The sequence below is a fragment of the Bacillus sp. REN3 genome, assembly GCF_017912555.1.
Classification (GTDB): domain Bacteria; phylum Bacillota; class Bacilli; order Bacillales; family Cytobacillaceae; genus Mesobacillus.
This window is the reverse complement of sequence record NZ_JAERSD010000005.1, coordinates 221,073-241,158: the sequence shown is the minus strand read 5'-3', so window position 1 is coordinate 241,158 and position 20,086 is coordinate 221,073. Positions and strand designations below refer to the sequence as shown.

16 protein-coding genes and 1 riboswitch are annotated in these 20,086 nt (G+C 44.9%); of the genes, 3 read left to right on the top strand and 13 right to left on the bottom strand.

Annotated features, from left to right (window positions below):
• The first annotated feature begins 1,034 nt into the window (after window positions 1–1,034).
• Both JJQ88_RS06965 and JJQ88_RS06960 read left to right on the top strand, forming a co-directional pair.
• Complete coding sequence (locus tag JJQ88_RS06965; RefSeq protein WP_210365005.1) at window positions 1,035–1,682, top strand: hypothetical protein; 648 nt, start codon at window positions 1,035–1,037, stop codon at window positions 1,680–1,682.
• 13 nt (window positions 1,683–1,695) lie between these two features.
• On the top strand, window positions 1,696–1,893 hold the full coding sequence (locus JJQ88_RS06960) for a hypothetical protein (protein WP_210365004.1): 198 nt from the start codon (window positions 1,696–1,698) through the stop codon (window positions 1,891–1,893).
• 147 nt (window positions 1,894–2,040) lie between these two features.
• On the opposite strand, the gene JJQ88_RS06955 is transcribed toward JJQ88_RS06960, so the two are convergent.
• The 7 genes from JJQ88_RS06955 to JJQ88_RS06925 form a co-directional block, all read right to left on the bottom strand.
• Window positions 2,041–2,313 (bottom strand): helix-turn-helix domain-containing protein, encoded by a 273-nt coding sequence (locus JJQ88_RS06955; protein WP_210365003.1) that lies wholly within the window; start codon window positions 2,311–2,313, stop codon window positions 2,041–2,043.
• A 143-nt stretch (window positions 2,314–2,456) separates the two neighbouring features.
• Window positions 2,457–2,924: an acyl-CoA thioesterase gene (locus JJQ88_RS06950; protein ID WP_210365002.1), complete on the bottom strand. Its 468-nt coding sequence runs from the start codon at window positions 2,922–2,924 to the stop codon at window positions 2,457–2,459.
• Window positions 2,925–3,147: 223 nt separating this feature from the next.
• Window positions 3,148–6,966 (bottom strand): 5'-nucleotidase C-terminal domain-containing protein, encoded by a 3,819-nt coding sequence (locus tag JJQ88_RS06945; protein WP_210365019.1) that lies wholly within the window; start codon window positions 6,964–6,966, stop codon window positions 3,148–3,150.
• Between the two features lie 213 nt (window positions 6,967–7,179).
• A complete protein-coding gene (locus JJQ88_RS06940; protein WP_210365018.1) occupies window positions 7,180–7,755 on the bottom strand; it encodes a class D sortase in 576 nt (191 codons plus the stop codon).
• A 541-nt stretch (window positions 7,756–8,296) separates the two neighbouring features.
• The gene (gene sdhB, locus JJQ88_RS06935) at window positions 8,297–9,058 is read right to left on the bottom strand and encodes a succinate dehydrogenase iron-sulfur subunit (RefSeq protein WP_210365001.1); all 762 of its coding nucleotides are present in this window, start codon (window positions 9,056–9,058) and stop codon (window positions 8,297–8,299) included.
• Window positions 9,059–9,061: 3 nt separating this feature from the next.
• Entirely contained in the window at window positions 9,062–10,822 is a 1,761-nt protein-coding gene (gene sdhA, locus JJQ88_RS06930; RefSeq protein WP_210365000.1) for a succinate dehydrogenase flavoprotein subunit, read from the bottom strand.
• 59 nt (window positions 10,823–10,881) lie between these two features.
• Entirely contained in the window at window positions 10,882–11,490 is a 609-nt protein-coding gene (locus tag JJQ88_RS06925) for a succinate dehydrogenase cytochrome b558 subunit (protein WP_210364999.1), read from the bottom strand.
• A gap of 597 nt (window positions 11,491–12,087) precedes the next feature.
• On the opposite strand from JJQ88_RS06925, the gene JJQ88_RS06920 reads away from it, so the two are divergent.
• Window positions 12,088–12,543, top strand: coding sequence for a YslB family protein (locus JJQ88_RS06920; protein WP_210364998.1), 456 nt, complete (start codon window positions 12,088–12,090; stop codon window positions 12,541–12,543).
• Between the two features lie 53 nt (window positions 12,544–12,596).
• On the opposite strand, the gene JJQ88_RS06915 is transcribed toward JJQ88_RS06920, so the two are convergent.
• The 6 genes from JJQ88_RS06915 to JJQ88_RS06890 form a co-directional block, all read right to left on the bottom strand.
• Window positions 12,597–13,829, bottom strand: a complete 1,233-nt coding sequence (locus JJQ88_RS06915; RefSeq protein WP_210364997.1) for an aspartate kinase — start codon at window positions 13,827–13,829, stop codon at window positions 12,597–12,599.
• A gap of 131 nt (window positions 13,830–13,960) precedes the next feature.
• A riboswitch (Lysine riboswitch) is annotated at window positions 13,961–14,139 on the bottom strand.
• Window positions 14,140–14,209: 70 nt separating this feature from the next.
• On the bottom strand, window positions 14,210–15,982 hold the full coding sequence (uvrC, locus tag JJQ88_RS06910) for an excinuclease ABC subunit UvrC (protein ID WP_210364996.1): 1,773 nt from the start codon (window positions 15,980–15,982) through the stop codon (window positions 14,210–14,212).
• A gap of 18 nt (window positions 15,983–16,000) precedes the next feature.
• A complete protein-coding gene (locus JJQ88_RS06905; RefSeq protein WP_210364995.1) occupies window positions 16,001–17,464 on the bottom strand; it encodes a glycosyltransferase family protein in 1,464 nt (487 codons plus the stop codon).
• Between the two features lie 83 nt (window positions 17,465–17,547).
• On the bottom strand, window positions 17,548–18,468 hold the full coding sequence (locus JJQ88_RS06900; protein ID WP_210364994.1) for an FTR1 family iron permease: 921 nt from the start codon (window positions 18,466–18,468) through the stop codon (window positions 17,548–17,550).
• A 36-nt stretch (window positions 18,469–18,504) separates the two neighbouring features.
• Window positions 18,505–19,257 (bottom strand): hypothetical protein, encoded by a 753-nt coding sequence (locus JJQ88_RS06895; protein WP_210364993.1) that lies wholly within the window; start codon window positions 19,255–19,257, stop codon window positions 18,505–18,507.
• Between the two features lie 51 nt (window positions 19,258–19,308).
• Window positions 19,309–20,085 carry a glycosyltransferase family 2 protein gene (locus JJQ88_RS06890; RefSeq protein ID WP_210364992.1) on the bottom strand — a complete coding sequence of 259 codons (777 nt, stop codon included), beginning with the start codon at window positions 20,083–20,085 and terminating at the stop codon, window positions 19,309–19,311.
• Window position 20,086 lies beyond the last annotated feature (1 nt).

Genomic DNA, 20,086 nt, shown 5'->3' with positions numbered 1-20,086 from the left:
CATATACTTTTTTGTGGGACGTCTCCTGTATAACTGTTGGCGCAGTTATACATTGTGGGGACGTCTTTTCCTTTCCTAGAATTAAATATCGAAATGTTTCGAATTATATACGGACATTATAATCGACTAATTCTGGACAGGCAACACCGTCAACTTTCGGAAATATAAGGGTGTCAAAAACATGATATTTTTACAAAATCCTGTTGGGTTAACTTATATATCTTTTAACTCTTCTCTTTAGTAGTCTGGTTGGAGGTGAAGTTGGACTCCAATTTTCACGTATTGCTTTTTTAATAAAGCCGTCATAATTCTTTACATTTGACGGTGATCGCCTCCTTATGAGGAGAATTTCTAATGTACTTTTTATTCAGACAACACTCATAATGGAACCATCTCATCAGTAGATGTAGTCAAACTAATGGCTTGGTAGGCAAATTTGATAAATTCAGTTTCATCATTTATTAATTTAGGTTCAATATGTGTGTTTACGTCTTCCATAACTTAGTAAGTCACTTTCAGGTATTCTCCAGCTTTTCGGTTTGGAAGCATGAAGAAACGATTAAACTTTGGATAGGGTAAGGTAACCCCCTAAACTTATTGTATTATAAGGACTTGTTATGTATAAAAACACTACCTTTTTTAATTTGCTGTTGTAGTAATTTTTAGAAATTGTCAAACATCTTGAATGATTGGTTCAAAGGAAAGAAAATAACTTGGGTGGAAGAATAGTAAACGGAAGCCGACCATTAAAAAACAGCGTGGTTCATAGAGACCATGCTGTTTTTTTATAGATATTAAAAGAAAAAGGGGGCAATTTGAGTGGGTATCAAATAACCGCTAAACGGGATAGTTAGAGTATATCGTGTTTAAACCCATTTTAGTGATAAGAAAAGTGAGTAAATTGAAAACTTTTGTTGTGGTTATCTACTAAATATTCTATTGAATTTTCAGAAAAAACTATTTACATAAAATGTAATTACCATTATTATGAAATAGGGAGTAGGAATATAGAAAAAAATGGAAGAGTTTAAAAGATGAAAAAGAAAATTTTCACTATGCTGTTTGCTTTTCTCATAGTTTTTAGTGGTTTCAGTAGTATTCAAGCGGAAGAGTTAAGCGGAAATGTACAAACGGATTTAGATAATAATGTTGAAGAGGTTCTATACGATGAACCTCTCTATATGGGAACTTCTGAGTATTACCCAGAAGGAGATGTTAGGGGCAATGTAGAAGTTATAGAACCAGATTGCATCGCCTGTGGGACACCTCACTATGTTTATACAATCTATGACATGGGAATAACTCAAACTTGGACATGGTTATCTAATCCATATTTCGTTAGGAGTGTTGCTAGAGGTGAATCATACACTGAATCGCAAGAAGTTTCCGCTTCAGTAACTGCTACTTTTGATGGCACTTGGAATACTGGACAAAAGCAAGCTTTAGCCGGGAAATGGGGATTGTCGAGTACCTACTCTAAGAAGGTGACAAAAACAATAAATTTTTCAGGACCTGCTGACGGTTATTCTAGTAGAAGCTTTTATTACAAAAAAGGATTACACAAGCATAAATTGAAAATTGTCGAGAAGTTTTACGACAGCTGTGTTCTAAAATCCACAAAAGAGTATTATAAATATGCAAACGAACCAGCAATATATAGCTATTCTCAGGACTATAAATAAAGGATGATGTTGAGTGCCTAGAAATCTACGATTATTGTTGACAGGTTTTATTTTCATCGTGGCATTAATTTCAATTATTTTCTTCTTTTCAACAATCTCGTCCCATTTACTTCCTGAATATATGTCAGCTAAAGCCATTCCTTTAGCTATTTTATCAGGACTTTCATTAATTGCGCTCTCGTTAACGAATAAAGATATTTTTAAAAAATGAGTCTCTACTCCCTTTTTGGACGCTATTTGTATAGCGTCTTTTTTATGAATTCATTTTTGCCACACAACAAAATAAAAAGCCCACACTCACTCAAATGGGGCTTTAAGAAGTTAATTGACTTTCTACATATTTGTTAATCTTCCAGTATCAAAGTCGAAAAAGGGGATTAATTGAGTGGGTATCAAATAACCGATTACTTGTCTTTAACATTACAAATGATTTTAGGTGCTTTAAAAACTTTGGGACTTTGTTTATTCCTACAAACCACATTACGTTAGAAATATGATTCCGAACTGTTTTCTCGCTGATAAATAATTCACTAGCGATTTCTTTCGTTGTTTTGTCTTGTACTAACAGTTCGAAAACTTCTCTTTCTCGTTTTGTGAGTAATGGCTTGTGTGAATATTCATTTCCCTTCAAGTATTGTAACCCTCCTTGCCTTCGCCAGCTGTGAACTGCGGGGTGGGTATATATTTAGTCAACATATCATATGTGAAGGCAAGAAACGAAGTGACAGTATTTCCGGCCAGATTGCCCTTTTTTATCTTATTGGGTCATTTTTTTTATCGGACAGCTGATTTCTTGCTTTTTACAAACAGCTCTCTCATCTCTTCTGTCCAGGGAACCCCTTTCCCGGTCTTCTTGGAAATCTGCACAATTGTTCCCCTGCCAGCCAGACAGATCGAACCATCCGCTCTTTTTCCCATATAATGAAGGTCCACTGAAGATTTCCCAAGCGAATTAGCTTTTACGTATATTTTCAGGTCTTCATCGAAAAAAACCTGGCTCAGGTAATCACATTGAAGGTCAGCAACGACTGGTATCGTTTCATTTTCCGGCTTTAACCAATCCTGCATGAAGCCCCTGCTTTTGAAAAAAGCAATCCGCGCCTGTTCAAAGTAGACGAATGGGACAGTGTTGTTCAAGTGTCCAAACATATCCGTCTCGGAAAATCGGACCTTCACTTCGTAATAGTAATCAAATTCTTCTTCCCAACTGGTAATTTCATCAATGTAACTAATTTTCATCATGTCTTACCTCCCGATTAAATGAATGAATATTCATTCTTTTTTCCATTATAAATATTTTTAAATATTTTGGAAATAGAAAAGGTTATGATTCAGTTAAATAAGACTGTAAACCCAGCAATCTTCGACTGCACAATTGGGGACAGGAACTGGCGAATCGAATTGACACCTTTCAAATGGCCTTATATAGAAAAGGATGAGGCAACGCCTCATCCCTCTTCAATGACTAACTTGCTTTATTATATCCGCAAGCCTTGCCTTTTTTGTCATGGCCAAGATGCTTGCCTTGATCCTTCTTCTCTTTTTCATGGCCTTTGTGCTTGCCATTATCAGTGCCTGGTTTTGGACAGCCGTCTTCTTCTTCGCCCGGTTCCTCAGCTTCTACGCCCTCAAGGATCCGTCCTTCGACTTCCGGAGACACGGGGCTGTTCTTTCCAAGATAGGAAGTGAAGACATCGTAATCCACTTCGAAAAGTTCAGTCATCCTTCCTTCTTCTTTAGCCTGCTTGAACATTGAATAGCCATCCCCGCCATCGGCAACAAAAGCATTCGTCGCAACAGTATACGTTTTGGCGAGGTCGATTTTCCGGTAACCATTTTCGCCATTAACTTCAACAAGGTATACTCTTTCTCCTGCAGGCTGTGACGGATCATATTTGAATCTGAGGCCAGCTATCTGCATGAATTGCCCTGCCCCATTCTCGACACCTGCGACGCTGTGTTCGAGCGCTTTCCATATTTCTTCCCCAGTGAGATCAAGGGTGACAAGTGTATTTCCAAAAGGCATGACGGTCAGAACTTCTCCCAGCGAGATTTCTCCCTGGTCAATCGAAGATCGGATCCCTCCGCCATTTTGCATTGCGATTTGGGCATCGACCGATTCCCTTGCTTTTGCAAGCATCGAATCAGCAATCAGGTTACCTAAATTTGTTTCCTTTGTCCGGACATTTGCCCTTTCACCATCAAGAGGAACGGCCGTATAGCCGACAACCTGATTCTTCAATTCTTCTATCGGCCCGCTAAGTTCTGCAAGACGCTGTTGTGCCCATTCATCCTCCTGGTAGACAAATGCGCCATTTTCATCCTTTTGAAGCAGGTCAAGAAGCTCTCCATCCCATTCGGATAGAACTCCTTTTTCATCAAACGCTACATCCAGCTGTCCAAGATACCTTCCATACTCGGATGCCTGGACGATCAAGGTTGGTTCTGTGTCAGCATTCTTTACAACAGGGGCATCAAGTTTTGTATGGGTATGACCACCCACAATGACATCGATTCCAGAAACCTGGTCTGCAATCACCAGGTCCTTCTGATAGCCCAGATGGGATAAAGCGATGATTTTATTGACACCCGCTTCTTCAAGCATCTTCACTGTTTCTACGGATTTTTGTACCGCATCTTCAAATACGATATTTTCACCTGGATTCGCAAGGAACTCTGTATCCTCTGTCGTAAGGCCGAAAATACCGACCTGCTCACCCGCAATGTCTTTTATGATTGCAGGATAAATTTCACCTGTTTCACCCGGATTTCCGATTTCACTGTTGAATAATGGACCCAGGTCTGGATCTTTTACAAACTGGATGTTTGAACTGACGAACGGGAACCTGGCGTTCTTGATAAAATCCGCAAGGACTCTTGATTCCTTATCAAATTCATGGTTTCCGAATGTCATTGCATCATAGCCTAGTTCATTCATGAACTCAACATCTGCCTGGCCCAGGTATTTGTTGAAGAATAAAGTTCCCGAGAAAACATCGCCTGCATTCAGCAGAAGGTTATTGCCCTCCTTGTTGCGAATTTTTTCCACAGCGCTGAACAGTCGTGGTACATTTTCTAGATGGGCGTGCGTATCATTCGTATGCATGACCGTCAGTTCGAACGGTCCTGGATTCAAGTCCAGCTGCAGCATGACTGGATCGTGATCGCTGGCACGTCCATGTTCTTCCATGTACAGAGAGTTGATATTGACGATATCGGCTTTCGCCCTGTCTGCCAGATGGTTCGACACAAGTATATGGTCAAGTACCTGGGAGTTCCCCTGGTAGTTATATGTGAATCTTTGTTCTTCGGGAAGAGTTTCAATCATGTTGGTTAATTGTCCGGCTTCCAAAGTCTCGATTGGCTTGGAAAATTCGAAATCATTCAAATCGCCTAGCACAACGACGTTCGCTTTAGGATCCTCTGAATGGATAACTGAAATAAAGTCGTTCAACAATTGGGCGATCTTGACTCTCTTCGTTTCGCTGCCTAGGACAGGAGGCTGGATTTTTCCGAATAGCGGGTTGTCGCCACCCTTAGAGTTGAAGTGGTTCGCAATCACGATCACATCTTCACCATTGAAGACGAACTCTGCAGCCAACGGCTTCCGTGTATCTTCGAATACCGGGTTTTGTGGATCGATTCTCCCTGGATTCAAGGTGAGGTCGCCAGCTTCATAGGCAACAGCCTCTGTCGCGGTTCCTTTCGGAGCATCCTTCAGCGTTACTCGATCTGGATTGTATATATATCCTACACGGATGTTCCCTCCTGGAGCCCCTCCGTCCTCGTTATATTCAGGAGCGATGTCAGTCCAGCTATAAGCAGGGCCGCCCTGGGCATCAATTTCATCGATCAGCGCCTGATAGCTCTGGGATGCATCGCTTGAACCGCTTTCAGTCTGGCCGTCATTATCCTGGACCTCCACAAGGCCGATTATATCAGGCGTCTTTAAATTATGGATAATTGATTGAGCAATTCTTGAAATCTTGTTTTTATCTGTCTTTGGTGAAAAATTCTCGATATTGTAACTTGCGATGGTCAGTTTATCCTTTGATTCTTCAAATTGGACAAAATCTTCCTCAGACTCCCTTTCAGTCAATGCTGGAAGAGATGCCTGGTCAGCAAGAATTTTGAAGTTGGAAAAGCTATAGCTGACAACGCCTGTTACCATGCCGTTAAAACGGTCGCCAGCCTTGGCAGTGAACTCACGGTTGATCAACAGGAACATCCTCTCAGGGTTGCTGCTTTCTTCAGTCAGCAAAATCCCTCCTTGAGGGCTATAGACTTTTCCTTCAGATTTCCCGGCAATAACCGGTACTTCCCCATATTTCTGCGGTCCGACTACCTGAGGGCTGTCGATTGCCACACGCATCCCTTCAAGGCTTTCATAAAAGTCGATCCCATCCTCTGATGGATCGAATTCCCTGAATTGATCATTATCGATTACCTGAGCCGGCGGTCTTCGGTCCATGCCAATTACCACTGCATTCGGCAATGGTTTTCCCGAGGCGAGCTTCCTAACCTCTGCCGCGTTGATTTCAGTCATTGCCAGGTCTGTCTGAAGCTTATCACTATAACCATCAAGCACCCACTCTTTGACAAGCCCGTCAACCTCTACCTCATCTCCCGCTGAAAGGCCGTGGGAAGGCTTGTATACATAAATTGCTTCGGAAGTTTTTTCATTCCCATCCGCTTCCGGTTCCTGCATGAAGAAAGCATTTCCGCCTTCTACTCTGGTCACAATCCCTTTAACCGCTAAAACATTCTGATCCTTGTATGGGGACACATGGCCTTCTCCCTGGATATCATGGATCTTCAGGCCGGTTACTCCTGCCGGAGGCTCGGTTCCGCCTGGGGGTTCCCCGCTCCCATCAGCGAATTTCATGTCAGTTGGATTTTTTAATCCCGGGACAGTAAAATAGGCAGTCAACGATCCTGTTACCCTGACCTTTTTTCCTATCAAATCAGGGTTCGTCTGTAAACCGAAATCCGGCCTGAACGTGGCGCTGATCTGGACAGGCAAGATATTGGCTGCATCCCTTTCATTCGGGTCATCGGCCAGCGCGAAGTTATAGTCATTCGCAAACGGCGCCTCAAAATCATATGAATTGGTCGATGTGGTGTAACCCACTATGTAGCCTTCAACCGTGCCAGTGCCGGTATTGTTGGAGATTGCTTGCCGCACAGTAAGGATTTCCTCCGCAAAGGCCTGTCCTGCATAAGGCAGCACATAGGATAATAAAAGGATAAGTGCTGTCAGGATGGAGTATACTCTTCTTTTCATCCCTTTCAATTCAATTCCTCCTCGATTTCATTTCCGGGAAATATTGCCCGTCAGTTGCAATATATCATGGAATAACCTGCATTTCATGAAATATTTGTAAGGTTCATGTTAAATTTGGTAAAAATGAATCGCAAGTATGAAAGCGTTTTATTCCAACTAAGGTCTTTTTACCTATCATGTAAAAAACACAGGATTTTTTCTTGTGCTGAACTGCTACTTTCTTTGGTCATCCACTCTTTTTGCGTACATGATGTAACGGTCTGGCGCATCGCCAATAAAACTGAACGGATAACAGGTCGTCAAAATCAGTTCTTCCTCTGATTCCTGCAGGTTAATGATGCTGGTATCATCTGCTGGCACAATTTTCGTTTCTATCAATTCATACGAATACTCCCCATACGGCATTTTCAGCGTGAAGATATCTCCCAGTTCCAGGTCGCCTGTCCTTCGGAACACTGTATCCCGATGGCCAGAAAGAACGATTTGTCCGTTCTCATCTGGAAAATAGGAACCTTTGAAATGGCCTACTCCTCTTTCGAGGTCTTCAGGAGCTGTTCCTTCGACAATCGGCAGTTCCGCGCCAAGTTTAGGGATCAGCAGCAAACCAGCGGGATCTCCTGTTTTGACCTTTAAGCCTTGCTTGGAATCCTTTTGTTTATCTGCCTGTATAAGTTCCCTTGCTGCTTCAAGCGATACCTTCTCCTGACGTTCGATATCCCAAAGCTGCCACAGGCCAATCCCAAGCACCAATACTCCACCAATTATGAACACAATAGCCAATCGTCTCATTATTTTCACCAGCAGCCCTTTCTCCTTTTTCAACTTGGTTCCATTGTCGTCTGTGTCCGAATATAGCGCCTTTGGCCACAAAAGGATACTGCTCGTTCCCTTTGCTAAAATCTTTCCGCCCTTTAGGAGCTAACTTAACTCTATGGTTCCTTTGCTCCGGTCTGGCACCACTTTGGGCACGATCTTGCCCTATTAGTGCCCATTCTTCTTCCTGCATCACTTTGGACACGATCCGCCTCTTTGTCCCCCTGCCACTTTTTCCATCAACCTTTAGTCACGATCATTGCTCCATTAGCTCCTGCCTAGCGCCACTTTAGTCGCTAACTCAACTCGCTCGTTCTGCCAGCTTTTGTCAGAGGGCCTCCTTAAGGGGTCTCATGGATAGCCAACACCCGATGGAAACCAGCAATCAGAGTCCCAATCGCTGGGATTGAATGCACTTTTACTATTAAGTATACCAACTCCTGGATAAGGAAAAAAGCGGAAATAAACTTCAAAAAAAACCCCTTTTCCAATTGGAAAAGGAGGTTTCTGATTGTTGTTATACTTGATCGCTTCCGAAGAAATTCTTGAATGCCTGGAATGTTGTATCTCGGTTCAAGGCAGCAATGGAAGTTGTCAATGGGATTCCTTTCGGGCAGGACTGGACACAGTTCTGGGAGTTTCCGCAGTTTGCAAGCCCACCGTCTCCCATGATGGTTTCCAGGCGCTCCCCTTTGTTCAATGCACCAGTCGGATGCGCATTGAACAAACGAACCTGGGATAATGGCTGAGGGCCAATGAAATTGGATTTGCTGTTGACATTCGGGCATGCCTCAAGGCAAACACCGCAAGTCATGCATTTAGAAAGCTCATAGGCCCACTGGCGCTTCTTCTCGGGCATTCTTGGTCCTGGACCAAGGTCGTAAGTTCCATCAATAGGAATCCATGCTTTGACGCGCTTAAGGGAGTCAAACATGCGGCTGCGATCGACCTGCAGGTCACGGATGACCGGGAATGTCCTCATTGCCTCAAGCCGGATCGGCTGTTCGAGCTGGTCGACCAATGCCGAACATGACTGGCGCGGACGGCCGTTGATCACCATGGAACATGCTCCGCACACTTCCTCAAGGCAGTTCATATCCCAGGCAACAGGGGTAGTGCGCTCACCTTTTGCGTTAACCGGGTTGCGGCGTATTTCCATCAATGCTGAAATCACATTCATATTCGGACGGTATGCAAGTTCAAATTCTTCCTGATAAGGGGCAGAATCAGGAGTATCCTGGCGAGTGATGATAAAATGGACGGTCTTTTTCTCTGCCATGCCTTATTGCTCCCCTTTCTTCTTGGAATAGTCTCGCTTACGAGGTTTGATCAATGAGGTATCTACCTCTTCATAATGGAAGGCCGGCGCTGATTTAGCATCAACAAACTTGGCCATTGTCGTTTTCAGGAATTCTTCATCATTCCGTTCAGGGAAGTCAGGTTTGTAGTGAGCTCCGCGGCTTTCATTACGGTTATATGCCCCCAGCGTCATGACACGGGCAAGCTGCAGCATATTCTGTAGCTGGCGTGTGAATACCGCGCCCTGGTTGCTCCACTTCGCCGTATCATTGATGTTGATATTCTTATAACGCTCCATTAATTCCTGGATTTTTTCATCTGTCTTCAGGAGTCTGTCGTTGTAACGCACAACCGTTACATTGTCAGTCATCCATTCGCCAAGCTCTTTGTGAATGATATAAGCATTCTCACTGCCATCAAGAGACATGACATTTTCCCATTTTTCCTGCTCACGCTTTTCAGCATCGTCAAATAGCGCAGAAGAAACAGCATCCGAGCTCTTCTCAAGGCCATTGATATAACGGATTGCATTCGGCCCGGCAACCATTCCGCCATAGATTGCAGAAAGCAAGGAGTTCGCGCCTAGACGGTTCGCTCCGTGCTGGGAATAATCAACTTCACCGGCAGCGAATAGCCCAGGAATGTTTGTCATCTGGTCATAGTCAACCCACAGGCCGCCCATAGAATAGTGGACAGCAGGGAAGATTTTCATTGGCACTTTCCTTGGATCGTCGCCCATGAATTTTTCATAGATTTCAATGATACCGCCTAGCTTGACATCAAGCTCTTTTGGATCTTTATGGGAAAGGTCCAGGTAAACCATGTTTTCACCATTGATTCCTAGCTTCTGGCGTACGCACACATCGAAAATTTCGCGTGTTGCGATATCCCGGGGAACAAGGTTACCGTATGCAGGATACTTTTCTTCAAGGAAATACCATGGCTTTCCATCTTTATACGTCCAGACTCGTCCACCTTCTCCGCGGGCAGATTCGCTCATGAGGCGCAGCTTGTCGTCCCCAGGGATTGCTGTAGGGTGGATCTGGATGAATTCACCGTTCGCATAATAGGCTCCCTGCTGATAAACAATCGCGGCAGCAGAGCCAGTATTGATGACAGAGTTGGTTGTTTTTCCGAAAATGATTCCTGGTCCGCCAGTTGCCATGATAACGGCATCAGCGGCAAACGACCTGATTTCCATCGATGTCAGGTTCTGCGCGACAATCCCGCGGCAGACACCCTCCTCATCCTGGACAATCCCCAGGAACTCCCAGCCTTCGTACTTCGTGACAAGCCCAGCCACTTCATGGCGGCGCACCTGCTCGTCCAAAGCGTACAGAAGCTGCTGTCCGGTTGTTGCTCCGGCGAAGGCCGTCCTGTGATGCTGTGTTCCACCGAAGCGGCGGAAATCGAGCAGTCCTTCAGGAGTACGGTTGAACATGACGCCCATCCTGTCAAGAAGATGGATGATTCCTGGCGCTGCTTCAGCCATAGCTTTTACCGGCGGCTGATTCGCTAGGAAATCCCCTCCGTAAACTGTATCATCGAAGTGCTCCCAAGGAGAGTCACCTTCACCTTTTGTATTTACTGCACCGTTGATGCCTCCCTGGGCACAAACAGAGTGTGAACGTTTAACAGGCACGAGCGAAAACAACTCGACTGGAGTCCCTGTTTCCGCAGCCTTTATTGTAGCCATTAAGCCAGCCAAACCGCCGCCGACTACGATAACCTTTCCTTTACTCATCGTGACTCACTCCCTTAAATCCGTATCTTTCTTTCAAAAAAACCGGACATAGATAATGTTTATACAAACGCGAGGATTGCACGGACACCCACTATTGTCAAAGCGAAGAATACGCCAATCGTGATATAGGTTGAAACAACCTGTGAACGTGGTGTAACCGTGATGCCCCAACTAACGAAAAATGACCATAATCCGTTCGCAAAGTGGAAGGTCGTTGAGATAACCCCGACTAAATAGAACACTAGCATGAATGGAGAGGCGAGAATTGTCTCCATCATCTGGAAGTTCACTGCCGCTCCAAATGCAGCCGCGATCCGGGTTTCCCAAACATGCCAGGCCACGAAAATCAAAGTAATGACGCCTGAAACTCGCTGTAGCATGAACATCCAGTTCCGGAAATGCCCGTACTGCGCCACATTGTTCTTAGCAGTGAATGCGATATAAAGACCGTATATTGCATGGAATAATAATGGTAGGAAAATAATAAAAATCTCCAGGAAATACCGGAACGGAAGTCCCTCCATGAAATGTGCCGCATCGTTGAATGCCTGTTCTCCCTTTGTTGCGAAATGGTTGATCACTAAGTGCTGCGTGAGGAATAGCCCGACTGGGATGACACCCAGCAAGGAGTGCAGCCTCCGCCAATAAAACTCTTGTTTACCTGCCATATGTATACCCCCCCTGAAATTTGGCCGTGATGTCAAGTCTTTTCTTCCCTATTCTTTACAAAATAGTTCAATCTAACCCAACATCAAATAAAACACTATAAATTTTACAATAATGTGACATGTTCATTTTACTCCCAACATAATAGAGCGTCAAGAAAACGGATACACAAAATGCTTATATAAGTAAAATTTCAAGAATATCCTGATATTGAAAAAATGCCACTTTCTATTTATTTTTTAGACTCCTCGAGTATATTAAAATAACAGTGTTGCTTTTGGGAACCAGGATGGAAACCTTCGAATCGATAATAATATGATCAGCGCAGTTGCGGGGATGGCATAAACAAAGGAAAATGCCATAGACTGTCTATCGGCTGTTTAAATTCGTTTCGTTCAATCATTTGCTGATATGGGAGACCTTTTTGATACTGCCGGTTGTTGTTCCCTGTTTACCTAAGGGACAAAAGACATCCGTCATCCGAACGAGTTGGAACTTCTCCCTTTTCCCAAACATTTTTTGTATTGCCTATCCCTTGAATCCACTGGCAGTTTTTCCGGCAATTTGTATATAATAGAGTAATAGAAAGAGGGGAGAACATGAGTGAAATAACATCTTCAGAGCAGCATACCGAAAAACCCCAGCATTCCGTTACCTCCTTTGGATACGAGCTGGTAAGGGAAGAACTGCTCCATGAGATTTTAGGAAAAGACACTGCCGAGATCCTGTACTGGGCCGGGAAGCGTCTGGCCCGTAACTATCCATTATCCAGCCTTGAGGAAATAATCAGCTTTTTTGAGCAAGCAAGCTGGGGAACGCTGTCCGTCAAAGAAGAGTCCAGGAATCAACTGATCCTTGAGCTTTGCAGCGACCTGATTTCCTCGCGTTTAAGGAATAATGCCAACTCCACATTCCAGCTCGAAGCGGGTTTCCTAGCCCAGCAATTCGAATCCCAGAAAAAAGTTTCAGCAGAAGCTTTCGAACATCCCGCTAAACGTTCATCCAGGATCCAATTCACTGTGAAATGGGATACACGCGACTACGTTGGCGAATGAGAGTAAGGAAAAAGCTTTCATGGATGATACATGAAGGCTTTTTCCTTTTCTATTCATTTTACATTGACAGGCGCTGAATAGAGACCGAATGCTTCATGCAGCGACTCTACTGCATTGATCATTTGCTTTTCGCAGATCACAGTCGAGACCTTGATTTCGGAAGTGCTGACCATCTTCACCTGCACACCGTTTCCCTCGAGGATCTCGAACATCTTTGCTGCTACGCCTGGATTGGAAATCATCCCTGATCCAACGATTGAAACTTTCGCCAGCCCAGTTTCCGATTCAACCGCTCGATAGCCTAACGATTCCTTGTTTTTTTCAAGAACCTCGAGTGCCTGATTCAAATCAGCGCTCTTGATGGAAAATGAAAGGTCTGCTGTTTCAGTTTCCGTCCTGCTCTGGATGATGATATCGACATTGATCTGGTTCTTGGCCAATGTCGTAAAAATAGTCGACAGTCCTTTAAAGGATTGGTTCAATCCCAGTACTGTGACCCTTGTGATTTGATCTTCAAACGCTACCCCGCGAACAACCAGGTTCTGTTCCATCCCATTCTCCTCCTCGATGATTGTGCCGTTTTCTTTTTCAATGCTGGATCTTACCTCAATCGGCAGCCCATAGTTCTTGGCGAATTCCACTGCTCTTGGATGAAGCACCCCCGCTCCGAGGTTTGCCAGCTCAAGCATTTCATCGTAAGAAATACTCAAAAGCTTCCTTGCGCTTTTCACATACCTTGGGTCTGTTGTAAAAACTCCAGTTACATCTGTAAATATATCGCACTTATCTGCACTCAAAGCAGCGGCAAGCGCTACCGCAGTCGTATCGGATCCACCGCGACCAAGTGTTGTGATTTCCCCGGCTTCGGTCATTCCCTGGAACCCAGCGACAATGACGACCTTTCCGCTTTCGAGATCCCTGATGATTTTCTCTGTCTCTATATTGACAATCCGGGCATTTCCATGGATGTCCTCAGTCTTGATCCCTGCCTGCCAGCCAGTGTACGAAACGGCTTCGATTCCCCTTTGGGCCAAAGCCATTGATAACAAGGCGATCGTTACCTGCTCGCCTGTTGATAGCAGCATATCCATTTCCCTTTTCGATGGCGAGCTGGAGATTTCATTTGCCATATTCACAAGATGGTCCGTCGTCTTCCCCATCGCCGAAACAACCACGACAACTGAATTACCTTTTTGCAGTTCTTCCGCAGTCCTGCTGGCAGCATTCCTGATCCTTTCCACATTGCTGACCGAAGTTCCGCCAAATTTCTGTACAATTAGTCCCATTTCCGGTTCCCCTGCCTTTCTTGTATTTTGACTCTGAACTATTCTCCCAAGCAGCTTATGTATTTCCGCCAAAACACAAAAAGCAATGAGAGTGGCTCCCATTGCTTTTATAAACGTGTAGTTACGCTGCAGCATATGATAGCACTCCAAGATGGCGAATCTTGACAATCCAGCGTTTTTTCAACGAAGGACCAGCGGGAAAATGGATAGGCAGTTCCCCACTTCGGCGAACATCCCCTTTCTAATCCCTTCACAGAATCCTATTATTCTCCAGGCTTATACTCTTGAAGCTCGCACCTCTATCTTCACTTTAGTACTCTAAAGTGATACCGATATGAAATTTTTATTATTATAGCATATGGAAATATAGATTGCTACTATTAATTCTGCAGTTTTTCATGGAGCTCCCGGGCCACGTTGGCCGGCAGCCCAGCAGCGGAGAGCTCTTCTACCGATGCCTCGCGCATTTTTTTCACTGAACCAAACTGCTTCAATAAAGACTTTTTGCGTTTTTCGCCAATCCCAGGTACATCATCGAGCAGGGATTGGAAAGCACTTTTTCCTCGCAACTGCCGATGGAAGGTAATCGCAAAGCGATGGACCTCGTCCTGGATCCTTTGCAGCAGATAAAATTCCTGGCTGTTCCTTGGCAGGCTAATGACCTGCAGCGGATTTCCATATAACAGCTGGGAGGTTCTGTGTTTATCATCCTTCGCCAGGCCGGCAATCGGAATATCGAGTCCAAGTTCATTTTCAAGGACATCCCTTGCCGCTTCGATATGCCCTTTCCCGCCATCGATGATGATCAAATCCGGAAGGGGCAGGCCTTCCTTCAGCACTCTTGTGTACCGTCTCCTCACGACTTCCCGCATTGATTCATAGTCGTCTGGCCCTTGTACCGATTTGATCTTATACTTACGGTATTCCCTTTTTTCCGGCTTGCCATCGATGAAGACGACCATTGCTGAGACAGGGTTCGTCCCCTGGATGTTCGAGTTGTCAAATGACTCGATCCGATGCGGGGTATAAATGCCCATTTGCCTGCCGAGATTCTCGACCGCCTTGATCGTCCTCACTTCATCGCGCTCGATCAATGAGAATTTTTCGGTAAGGGCAATTCGGGCATTCTTAGATGCAAGTTTGACAAGATCTTTTTTCTGGCCCCGCTGAGGCTTGAGAACCTTGGCCTGCAGCAGCGCTTCAGCTAGCTCTGTATCAACTCCCGCTGGCACAAGGATTTCCTTCGGCTTGAAGTGCTCATTCTTTGAATAAAATTGTCCAAGGAAAGTGAGGATATCTTCTTCAGGTTCATTATGGATTGGGAACATGGAAACTTCCCGTTCGATCAATTTTCCCTGGCGGATAAAAAAGACCTGGACGCACATCCAGCCCTTATCGACCGCATAGCCAAAAACGTCCCGATCGGTAAAATCGGTTGTCGTCATTTTCTGTTTTTCCATTGTCGCTTCAATATGGGCTATCTTATCGCGAAACTCCTTAGCCCGTTCAAAATCAAGTTCCTCAGCCGCAGAGGCCATCCTGGCCGTTAACTCCGCTTTGATGTCCTTGAATCCACCGTTCAGAAAACGAGTAATATCATCGACAATCTTCTTATACTCCTCCTGGCTCACATCCTTTACACAAGGAGCCAGGCACTGTCCCATGTGATAATAAAGGCAGACGCGGTCTGGCAGCGTCATGCATTTCCTCAGGGGATAGATCCTGTCAAGCAGTTTCTTCGTCTCATTTGCCGCCTGGACATTTGGATAAGGACCAAAATATTTGCCGCTATCCTTTTTGACCTTCCTTGTAATAATCAATTTAGGGTGACGTTCTGCTGTAAGCTTGATGAATGGGTAGCTTTTATCATCTTTTAACATGATATTGTATTTTGGATCATGCTTTTTGATCAGATTCATTTCAAGGATGAGGGCTTCCATATCAGATGAAGTGACAATGTATTCGAAGTCTTCTATCTCATTGACGAGCCGGAGTGTCTTGCCATCGTGCGATCCGGTGAAATAAGAGCGTACCCTGTTTTTCAGGATCTTCGCCTTGCCTACATAGATGATCGTCCCTTGCCGGTCTTTCATCAAATAGCAGCCTGGCTGCGCCGGCAGAAGGGCTAGCTTATTCTTGATTCGGTCATTCATCCAGTTTTCACCCCCTTGTTACGGAATCCATTTATACAAAATGATTTCATGATAGACTGGATCGAATATTTCCCTTGAATGGAAAGTTTTTACTTTTTTGATATTGGCAGTGACATTGTACCCCTGAGCTTCAAAGCCCTTCACAACACTGCCAGTCAGGAAGATTTCCCTATCCTTATACAGGCTTTTATCCTGCAGGAAAACATCATAGGTATATACTCTTTTATGGGAAAAGGGCGACTCCAGGTACTCCAGAACGCGTGTTTCTTCCCATGTATACAGGACGGATGGAACGTCCTGACGCCCTAGAAAATGAGCCAGCTGATAGACCGCTGGTTCCTCCCCAGCCTGAGCCTTGATATATCCGGCCGAGACGACAGACTGGGCACAAATCAACACAGCAACCAGCAGGATGCCAAGCCTGTTTCTATTCCACTGCAATAATGCTGTTACAGCCATGAAAACAATCAGGAGTACAATTGGCAAAACATGTCTGGCTTTTTCGACATTTTGGGCGAACAGCGCCCAAATGGCGTAAGACACCATCAAAGTAGCAGCCAGGCGAAAAACAGTCTTTTTCCCTTCTATCCTGTTTTTCCTGGAAACTAATAAAAGCATGCCAACAAATATATATATTACCATTAAAAAGCCACTTCTTGAAAAGATACCCCACCAAAAAATATTGATAAACAATAAGGCATTTATCCTTTCAAAAAAAGGCATGCCGTTCGACGACGCTGTACCGCCCCATTCCTGGAAATGCCCCCCGGTGAAACCAAGCGCAAGTTCAATAAAGTTCATGAAGCCGCCCTCCGTAAGGATCAGCGCGCCAACCCAGATGGACTGGAACGCTGCAGCGATCAGCACATACTTCACCAGTCCGGCAATATCGATTTCTTCTTCCTTCCATTTTCGATAAAAAAGGAAGACTAACCCGATCCCCATCGGGATATAGCTGAGCCTGATGCCAAGCAGGATGCTGAACAAAAAGAGCGGAAGCCATGTCCATATGCCCACTCCTCTTTCATCAGCAGACACAATGCTCCAGATAAACCACCAAACAATCGCCAGGGCTGCCCCCTCAGACATTGGCTGATTAACGATGATCAGTGTATAGCTGCTTGTATAAACGGCAGCGGCCGCTAAAATGGCCGTCACAGAAGGCAGCAGCCTTCTCGCAAGAAGGAACAGCGGGATTATCGAACTCGCATAGATCAATACATTGAAAAGCAACAGGGCCTGATGTGGTTCCCCGACAAATGCCCTTGAAAGCATCCCGCCTAGGATGAAATAGGGGTATCCCGGAAAATGGGGCTGCATTGCCCTGAGATCATACCTGTCCATGGCAAGCGAAAAATCGACCTGGTCCCAGGATGATACGTATGGGTTGAGTCCTGCAAGCTGTGTAATGATGACGGATATGATCGCTGCAGCACTGACCGATAATATGATGATTTTTTCCGTTATTTTTAAGTTCGCCAATACGAATCACCAACTAATTTCTTTTTGCGTATGAAAAAAGCACAAGGAAAAATCCCTGTACTTTTCTGGAGAGAGGATGGCTGTTATTTCATTTCCGGGTTTAAAACGTTTTTCACTTTCTTCTGTTCGGCAGCTTTTTGTTTTTTAGGGCTGCGTGATGATGTCAGCAGGAAAATGCCGGCAAAGTATCCGATGTATGCGATGACTTCCTCGATGGATGGCATCGAAGAATACCCGAACAAAGCCTTCAGGAAGATGCCGATATCACCTGACAGCAGCGGCGCAGCACCATGGTCACGGATATAGTGCGCGTGGTCGATCGGATGTTCAGGCAAGAACCATGTAATATCATATACATGGGGCATGACGCTTCCGATCAAGTTGATATCCTGCATCATCGAAATGGCCTGGACGAGCAAACCTGCGGAAATCAGGATGATGAATGCTCCTGTTACCTTGAAGAAGGTTTTAAGCGGAACCCGCATCGTACCCTTGAAGAACATGTAAGATACGGCAACCGCGATAAGCGTACCAGTGATCGCTCCCCAGCCCTGCATGGCGGCACCAATATTGCCGCCAGTGATCGCTGCGAAGAAGAAGACTGTTTCAATCCCTTCACGCAAAACGACCAGGAAAGAGTGGATGACCATCCCGACTATGTTGCCGGTGGAGATGAATTTATTCATCTTCCCTTCCATATTCCCTTTCAAATCCTTGCTGTGGCTTGCCATCCAGAACACCATCTGCGTCAATAGCAAGGTGGATACAATCATGATCCCGATTTTAAGGTAAATCTCGCTTCCCATGGCCGCAAAGCCGGTAAACACAACCTGGAACAGGATCGCGACACCGATGCTTGCCAGAACTGCAAGACCGGCGCCCAGCCAGACATACTTCGTATATTTCGAATGGTCCATCCTCTTTAGGTAAGTGGTGATGATCCCAATGATCAATAACGCTTCGAGCACTTCACGGAATGTTATCAATAACGCTTGAATTTCCATAGCCGTTTCTCCCCTCTCCAGGTGAAAGTAATCTTCTTATGCCTTTCTTCTCTTAATGCCAATCCAGACAACCGCTGCGATGATCGTAACAATCAGAATAAGCGGAATCCAGTTTTTAATGTTGGATAAATCCGTCCAATCCTTCTTTCCTGTGCTTTCTTCCTCTGCTGACTCAGTAAAGTGGCCAACCTCCAGGCTGGCTAAGCCGAATTCTTTTTGCAAAGATGCCAGGATTTCTTCCTTGCTTGTCTTGAAAGATTCCAGATCCGATGGTTTTTTGCCGACGCCGAACAATCCTGGGTTACCCAGAGCCGCCAGGGCAGCATCGAATTCTGACTTCACCTTTTTATCCACCTCAGGATGCTTTGACTCTACTTTCGGTGAGAGTGCCTGATATGTAGCAAAGCCTTTTGCAAGCAGCTTCTTGGATGTATCATATTCCTCGAAATTTTTTTCAATGCTTTCAAGTCTTCTCGCGATATTTAAAATAAGGAGTCTTTCCATATTAACAAGTGTTGCTTCCTTGTCTTCTTTCTCCAGGTTCTTCATGATGACTTCACCAGGCTCGGTTCCCATGTGCATATCGACTTCTTCTTTGACCGTCTCAAAAAGCGAGGTCGCCGCCTGGAAATTCGGAGGGTTTTCGTCAAGCTTTATTTTCATTTCTTTATAAACCTCTGCAACCTTTTCTTCATTCGGATCCCCGTATGAATAGGCATGTGCAGATGGTGGATTTCCGTTAATGAGAATCAATATCAGTGATAAGCAAAAAAATAAGCCTTTTTTCATCTGTCCTGTTCCCTCCTACAATGATAATGATAATGATTATCAACTTGGATGTCAATTGCTTTTCACAATCGTCACTTTTTTGTCACCATTTTTATCATTTTCACAACGACTAGATTGTTTGGCGACTTTTTCGACAGGTCTTCTCATCTCTTTCATGATTGCCGGGACAACATTTGACATATACCTTTTAAAAGAAATGAAGGATGTACCCGTTGTCCTCACTCGATATTGAATCGGAACCTCCAATACCCTGAAGCCTTTGCGGACAAGATTAAGCGTCAACACCTGCGCATAGTTATAATCGTGGATGATTTCTGCATGCTCCATCGTCACCCGGGAGAAGGCGCGCATTCCAGACTGGCCATCATACAGCCATTTTCTAAGCAGCACAGATTGTACGAAGGTAAAGAAGTAGTTCCCCATCCTCCGATGGAACTTCATTCCCCTGATTGTCCCCATGAAGCGAGACCCCATAGTGTAATCTGCCTTGCCTTCAAAAATCGGCATGACAATATCAGGAATCTGCCTCGCAGGGTATTCCCCGTCAGCATCAATCATCACGCCTACATCCGCTCCAAGCCTGCAGCACTCCTCAAGGCCCTTCCTGACTGCCGCACCCAGCCCTCTGTTATTTCCAAATCGGATGATGTGGTCAGCCCCTGCTTTTTTCGCGATTTGCACAGTATGATCGGTTGACCCATCGTCTATCACGAGGACTTCCACAGAAGCTGCCCCCGCAAAATGGCGGGGAACACTCCGGATCACTTCTGCGATTGACTCTTCTTCGTTATAAGCTGGTAAAAATACAATGACTTTTTTCATTTCCATT